Genomic DNA, 6,820 nt, shown 5'->3' with positions numbered 1-6,820 from the left:
CCGAGCAGGCGGCGAGCAAAAAAAAGCCCCGCCAAGGCAGGGCTTTTAAAAACTACATCCGGCTTTTCAGCCGGTTGTATTTGCGCAGCTTGCGCAGGGCTTCGGCGGACTTGCGGCGTTTTTTGATGCTCGGCTTCTCATAGGCCTCGCGCCGTTTGAGTTCGCGTTTGATGCCGTCAATTTGCAGCTTCTTCTTGAGCTGGCGGATCGCGTACTCCAAGTCTCCTTTGACTTCTACCTCAATCATGAATGAATCACATCCTTTGCAAAGATGGCATGTCCCATCTGCGTGTTCGTCTGAAAAAGCGTAAGCCGGTTAATGTATGCTAAAGGCAGGCGCATGTCAACGCTTTTCTGCCTTTTTCCGGGTGCAATGGCAAGTCTCACCCATCATAAAACGCGGCTTGCAGGAGCTGGCGGGTGTATTCGTGCTCAGGCGCGGAGAAGATGCGGTCCGCCGGGCCTGCTTCGACAATCCTGCCCTGCCGCATCACGGCCAGCTCGTCGGCCAAGGAGCGCAGCACGCGCAGGTCGTGGGTGATGAAGATGTAGGTGAGGCCGTGCCGCTGCTGCACCTCGCGCAGCAGGGCGATGATCTGCGCCTGAATGGTCACGTCCAGCGCGGAGGTCGGCTCGTCGAGAATGAGCAGCTCCGGCTTGAGAATGAGGGCGCGGGCGATGGCGATGCGCTGCCGCTGGCCGCCGGAGAACTCGTGCGGGAAGCGGCCCGCCATGTCCGGGTCAAGCTCCACCTCGCGCAGGGCCTGCTCCACCCGCGCCTGGCGTTCGGCGCGGCGCAGCTGTGGCTCATGCACCTGCAAGCCCTCCCCCACAATTTGGCCGACTGTCAGGCGCGGCGAGAGCGATGAGTAGGGGTCTTGAAAGACGATCTGCAGGTGGCGGCGCAGGGGGCGGAACTGGCGGCTGCTCAGGCCGGAGAGGAGGATGTCCTGACCGTCGCGGCGGAGTCGGATTGCGCCTTGAAAGGGAGTGAGGCCGAGCAGGCAGAGGGCGAGCGTGCTCTTGCCGGAGCCGGACTCGCCGATGATGCCCAAGGTCGTGCCCTGGCGCACAGTCAGGCTGATGCCGTCCACTGCCTTGAACTGGCTGACCTTTTTCCTGAACAGACTCTGTCCTGCCTCTTTCACCGTGAAGGCGCAGGTCAGCTGCTCAATGCTGATCAGCGGCCCGCCGCCTGCGACCGGAGTCTTGCGCTCCTGCGGAATGGCCGCCAGCAGCCTGTTGCGCTCCTGCGGAATGGCCGCCAGCAGCCTGCGGGTGTAGTCCTGCTTGGGCGCGGCGAAGACCGCCTCAGTCGACCCTTGCTCGACAATGCGGCCTTGGCGCATGATGGAGACCGTCGCAGCCGCCTTGCGCACAAGAGGCAGGTCATGGGTGATAAGCAGCACCGCCATGTTGAACTCACGCTGCACATCCTGGATCAGCTCCAGTATTTGCGCCTGGATGGTCACGTCCAGCGCTGTGGTCGGCTCGTCCGCGATGAGGAGGGCAGGACGGCAGGCCAAAGCCATGGCGATCATCACCCGCTGCCGCTGCCCGCCGGAGAGCTGATGCGGGTAGGCAGTTATTTTGCTCTCCGGCTCCTGGATGCCGGTGCGGGCGAGCAGGCTGACCGCCTCGCGCTCGGCTTCTGGCCTGCTCATCTGCCGGTGCAGCAGCAGCGGCTCGATCAGCTGCCGGCCAATGGTCAGCACGGGGTTGAGCGAGGTCATCGGCTCTTGGAAGATCATGGCGATCTCGTTGCCGCGCACCGCTCTGATCTCCCTGCTGTTCAGGCGCAGGAGGTCGCGGCTCTTGAAGATGACCCGACCGCCGGTGCGCACCTCGCTCACATCCTCCAGCAGGCGCAGCACCGACAGCGCGGCCACTGATTTGCCGGAGCCGGACTCGCCGACAAGGGCGTGCGTGCGTCCGGGTTCTATGCTCAGGCTGATGCCGTGCAGCACCTCGCTGTCCGCGCCATCGCCGGAGCAGAAGGAAAGGGTCAGATTGTCAATCGCAAGCAGTGGTTCCATGCCGGAAACTGTACCGCATGAAACGAAAGAGGGCAAGATATCTCTCTGTCCTTCTTTTGGCCGTTATAATCAAGTTGAATTTTTCATGAAAAATAATATAATACCCGAAAGTTGGATTGCAGCTTGCCCCTGTCGCCGTTGCTTTGCGCCAGAAGATTTTTCTGAAAATTTTAAAAAATTATCAGCACATGAAGAGCAAAATATTTGTCGTCTGTTGTTGTCTCGTTATCCCTGCCGTTGTTCAGGCGGAAGAACATTGGATTGCCGACCAGAAAAATAGCTGTAACATTAGAAATCCGCTGCCGATTCCTGATGAAGCAGTTTCGTGGTCAGGGGAATGCAAAGGCGGCAAGGCCAGCGGACCAGGAAAACTGCTTTGGCTTGCCAAAAACAAGCTCTTTCTCACCATAGAAGGCATATTTGAGGACGGGCAATGCCGCAGCAGTTGCGCTGTGAGCACACAGACAGGCAACAAGTATCGCGGCGAGATGCTGGACAACAGGCCGGACGGCAGCGGCACGATGACCTACGCGGACGGCACCAAATATTCTGGCGGCTGGTCTGGCGGTAAAAAGCACGGCAAAGGTGTTTTTACAGCCAAGGACGGCTCATCCCAAGAAGAGACCTGGGAGCACGGCAAGAAAATTTCTGACAAGCCGCATTGAATCCCTTCAGCAATGCCGACATTCTCCGCCTCACATCTTGGCTCGCGCAGCAGGATGACTTTGTTTTTCTGGAAAGCTCCAGACTGACGGCGGAGAATCATCGTTCTTTCCTCTTCCTCAATCCGCTCCGCCATATTATATGCCGTCCTGATGAAGACGCGGCGGCATTTTTAGAGCAGGCCGACCAGCTCCGGCAGCAGGGCTTTTTTCTCGCGGGCTGGCTGGATTACGAATTCGGCTATGCGCTGGAGCCGCGCCTGCGCCGCTTTCTCAGCGATGCCAGCAGCAGGCCGCTGGCCGTGCTGGGTGTTTACAGCGAGCCGCTGATTTTTGACCATCAGACCGGCCTGTGCAGTGGCGGTGAATGGCCAAGCGAAGAGCAAGCCGCCGAAGACTCCTTCACCTGCTCCGATCCGCAAACGAGCGTCTGCCGGGAAGAATACCTGCTGGCGGTGGAGAAAATTCAGGACTACATTCGCGCTGGCGACACCTATCAGGTCAATTTCACACTGCATTTCGACTTCGCCTTTCAAGGCTCGGCGGCGGCGTTCTATCGCGCACTGCGCCGCAATCAGTCGGTCTGCTACAGCGCGTGGATCCGGCATCAAGGCCGCGACATTCTCAGTTTTTCCCCGGAGCTATTCTTCCGCGCCGATGCGGGGAACGTGCGGGTGCGGCCCATGAAGGGCACTCTGCGCCGAGGCCGCACCAATGCCGAGGACGAGGAGCGGCGGCGGCGGCTGCAAGCCGATCCGAAAAACAGGAGCGAAAACGTGATGATCGTTGATCTGCTTCGCAACGATTTGGGTCGTCTGCTGCATGAATCCGGCGGCGGGCAGGTCGCGCCCCGCGCCCTTTTTGAGGCGGAAACCTATGAATCCCTGCTGCAAATGACCTCGACCATTGATGGCATTCCGGCAGGGGCCGCGCCGTCCTTCCGCCAGCTTATCGAGGCCCTGTTTCCCTGCGGTTCTGTCACCGGAGCACCGAAAATCAGGACGATGGAGATCATCCGCGAGCTGGAGCGGCGGCGGCGCGGTGTCTATTGCGGCGCAATCGGCTTCACCAGTCAGACGGAAAGCTGCTTCAACGTGCCGATCCGCACCGTGGAGCTGGCGCATGGCCGGGGCAAAATGGGCATCGGCTCCGGTATTGTCGCGGACTCCAAGGCCGAGGAAGAATGGGCGGAATGTCTGCTCAAAGGCAATTTCCTGACCAGAAACGAGCCGGATTTCCAGCTCATCGAAACGCTGCTCTGGCAGCCGGAGAGCGGCTTTTTCCTCCTTGATTATCATTTGGAGCGGCTGGCGGACTCAGCCCGTTATTTTCATTTTTCCTGCGATATTGAAGCAGTGTGGCAGCGGCTGGCAGCGGCTGTTGCGCAACCGCAGGAGCGGCTGCGGGTGCGATTGCTGCTGCATCGGGACGGCAGGATTGAGATCAGCGCAGTTTTCCTGCCGGACGGGCCGCCGCCTGCGGAGCTGCCGAAGGTCATTTTCTCGCAGGAGCGGATTGATCCTGCCGATCCGCACCGTTTTCATAAAACCACCCGCCGCGAGCTGTATGAGCGGGAACGCGGCAAAGCTGTCGCGCAGGGCTTTCATGAGGCACTTTTTGTCAACACTGCCGGGCAGGTGACAGAAGGGAGCATCAGTAATATTTTTGTCCGGCTGGAGAAAGACGGTCCGCTGTTCACTCCGCCGGTCAGCTGCGGATTGCTGGCGGGAACATATCGGCGGATGCTGCTGGAACAAGGGAAAGCAATGGAACGGGTGCTGACGGTGGATGAGGTGCTTGCGGCGGAAGAGGTATATTTAGCCAATTCTGTACGGGGAATGATCAAGATTATGATCACATGAATAAGTCTGAACGAATGATCACAGCAGAATTCCTCCCAGGCTTCCGTATATCCAAACTGGATATCATAGTTTTGTTTGCTGGCGGCATCAGTTTTATCTTGCTGCATCCCATTCACCATAAATTGAGCTGGACTGTTCTTTTCACGCTGGCGCATTTTTTCCTGTTCTGCAATGTGCTGCGGATGCGCCGCCGCTATGAGCTGATCTGGGCCGCGCTGTTTGTTGCCCTTGCTGCGCCAAGCCTCTCTAACGATATTCCAGCTTGGGCAATGGTGATTGTGATCATGCTGGCCGTAACAGCCGTGCTTGTTTTCCTTCAACTGCGCCATCCGTCGTATCATGGCGTGTGCTGGCGGTGGCTCAATCCTGGCCTGCCGCAGTGGTGGGCGAACAGGCAGCGGTGAGTCTGCCATTTTCAGGAATCCCTTGACATCGCTGCGGAACTGCGGGTACGATTGCCGCAGCAGCAGTCCTCACAGCCCCTTCATATTCCGGGAGGAAGCGCATGAAGCCGTCGTTCCGCCGTCTTGTGTTCCTGATCACCAGCCTTTCCGCCGTCATTCTCAGCGGCTGCGACCAAAGTCAGCCGCCCCAGCAGCAAAGCCCCAAACCAGCCGCCGCCGTTTCCCTCTCCATCGTTTCCGGCTCGGAGAACAACACCTTGGAGCCGCTGCTGCAGCAGTTTGCCAAGGAGCAGAACATCGGCATTGCGGTCAAATACATGGGATCGGTGGACATCGGCCTTGAGCTGGCCAAGGGCAAGGCTTCGCAGTTTGACGCGGTCTGGCCTGCCTCCAGCCTCTGGCTTTCGCTCGGCGACAAGCAGGGCGTGGTCAAAAACGCCAAGTCGGTCATGCGCAGCCCGGTGGTCTTCGCGGTCAAGAAATCCATCGCGCAAAAGCTGGGCTGGGATAAAAAAGATGTCACGGTGATGGAGCTGCTGGAGGGCGTGGAGAAGGACCATCTGCGCTTCGCCATGACCTCGGCCACGCAGTCCAACTCCGGCACTTCGGCTTTTCTTGCCTTCCTCAGTGCCTTTGCGGGCGGGCCGGAAGTGCTGACCGCCGAACATCTCAGCAACGCCGACGTTGCGGACAAAATCAAACGCTTCCTGCGCAGCGTCAACCGTTCGTCGGGCAGCTCCGGTTGGCTGAAGGACATGCTGGCCAAGGATTATCTGTATTACGACGGCATGGTCAATTACGAGGCGATGGTGATTGAGTTCAACCGCAGCCTGCCGCCCGGCCAGGAGCCGCTGTTCGCTGTGTATCCGGTGGACGGCGTGTCCATCGCTGACAGTCCGCTCGGCTTCATTGCCAAGGGTGACGCAGCCAAGGAAGCCGCTTTCGCCAAGCTGCAAGACTATCTGCTCAGTCCAGCGGTTCAGGACAGCATTCAGGCGCAAGGCCGCCGCACCGGGCTGGTCGGCATGGATACGGTTGATCCGGCCAAAGCCGCAACGCTGAACACGGTCTTCAATCCTGACTGGGGCATCAATCTCAGCCGCATTCTCACGCCGATCCGCACTCCCGCCGCGCCGGTGGTTTCGGAAGCCCTCAACCTCTACCAGACCGCCTTCCGCAAGCCCTCGCTCACCGCTTATGTGCTGGATTACTCCGGCAGCATGGCGGGCACTGGCGTGGATCAGCTGCGCAAGGCGATGCGCACCCTGCTTGATCAGCGCATTGCCAAGGAATATCTGCTGCAAGCCTCACCGGAGGATATGACCATTGTCGTGCCCTTCAACAACGTGGTGAAGGAGTCGTTTGAAGCAAAAGGCAACGACCCGCAGGTGCTGGGCGAGCTGCTGGCCAAGATTGAAGCCTTGGAGCCGGGCGGCGGCACCAACATGTACATGGGCGCGGCAGAGGCGGTGAAACGGATTAAACTCTATGCGGAATCGGGCAAGTATCATGCCTCGGTGATCGTGATGAGCGACGGCATGAGCGAGGGCAATATTGAGCAGTTCCGCTCGCTGATCGGCGGCACGGGCATGGGCAAGGACATTCCGGTTTTCACCATCCTCTTCGGCGAGGCGCAGCCAGAGCAGATGAAAGCCTTTGCCGAGGCCATGTCAGGCCGGATGTTTGATGGCCGGGTGGATGTGGTGCAGGCGTTCCGGGAAGCGAAGGGGTATAATTAACCCAAGTTGTGACCTATAAATCTTGAAAAATCCATGCTTCCCCGCATGTGTTATATTTCTGCTGTCCAGCACGAATATAACCGCACACAGAGGAAGACATGGAACTCGAAATTACAG

7 protein-coding genes are annotated in these 6,820 nt (G+C 59.0%); 5 read left to right on the top strand and 2 right to left on the bottom strand.

What is annotated here, in order from left to right; genetic code table 11:
* Nucleotides 1-52 precede the first annotated feature (52 nt).
* Together rpsU and ACNKH6_RS07910 are read right to left on the bottom strand one after the other, a co-directional pair.
* On the bottom strand, nucleotides 53-244 hold the full coding sequence (gene rpsU, locus ACNKH6_RS07915; protein WP_417915011.1) for a 30S ribosomal protein S21: 192 nt from the start codon (nucleotides 242-244) through the stop codon (nucleotides 53-55).
* A 139-nt stretch (nucleotides 245-383) separates the two neighbouring features.
* The gene (locus ACNKH6_RS07910) at nucleotides 384-2,036 is read right to left on the bottom strand and encodes an ABC transporter ATP-binding protein (RefSeq protein WP_417915010.1); all 1,653 of its coding nucleotides are present in this window, start codon (nucleotides 2,034-2,036) and stop codon (nucleotides 384-386) included.
* Here ACNKH6_RS07910 and ACNKH6_RS07905 point away from each other — a divergent pair.
* The 5 genes from ACNKH6_RS07905 to ACNKH6_RS07885 all read left to right on the top strand — a co-directional run bounded on the left by ACNKH6_RS07905 (nucleotide 2,035) and on the right by ACNKH6_RS07885 (nucleotide 6,703).
* Nucleotides 2,035-2,316: a hypothetical protein gene (locus tag ACNKH6_RS07905; RefSeq protein WP_417915009.1), complete on the top strand. Its 282-nt coding sequence runs from the start codon at nucleotides 2,035-2,037 to the stop codon at nucleotides 2,314-2,316. The genes ACNKH6_RS07910 and ACNKH6_RS07905 overlap by 2 nt on opposite strands.
* A 172-nt stretch (nucleotides 2,317-2,488) precedes the next feature.
* Nucleotides 2,489-2,701: a hypothetical protein gene (locus ACNKH6_RS07900; protein ID WP_417915008.1), complete on the top strand. Its 213-nt coding sequence runs from the start codon at nucleotides 2,489-2,491 to the stop codon at nucleotides 2,699-2,701.
* Nucleotides 2,698-4,560: an aminodeoxychorismate synthase component I gene (pabB, locus tag ACNKH6_RS07895; RefSeq protein ID WP_417915007.1), complete on the top strand. Its 1,863-nt coding sequence runs from the start codon at nucleotides 2,698-2,700 to the stop codon at nucleotides 4,558-4,560. The genes ACNKH6_RS07900 and pabB overlap by 4 nt, the downstream gene beginning before the upstream one ends.
* Nucleotides 4,561-4,658: 98 nt before the next feature.
* The gene (locus tag ACNKH6_RS07890; RefSeq protein ID WP_417915006.1) at nucleotides 4,659-4,964 is read left to right on the top strand and encodes a hypothetical protein; all 306 of its coding nucleotides are present in this window, start codon (nucleotides 4,659-4,661) and stop codon (nucleotides 4,962-4,964) included.
* A 101-nt stretch (nucleotides 4,965-5,065) separates the two neighbouring features.
* A complete protein-coding gene (locus ACNKH6_RS07885; protein WP_417915005.1) occupies nucleotides 5,066-6,703 on the top strand; it encodes a substrate-binding domain-containing protein in 1,638 nt (545 codons plus the stop codon).
* Nucleotides 6,704-6,820: the final 117 nt, after the last annotated feature.

Origin of the sequence: Candidatus Electronema sp. JM, from assembly GCF_048287415.1 — a bacterium.
In the GTDB taxonomy this organism is placed as follows: Bacteria; Desulfobacterota; Desulfobulbia; order Desulfobulbales; family Desulfobulbaceae; genus Electronema.
This window is presented reverse-complemented; position numbering and strand designations above follow the sequence as displayed.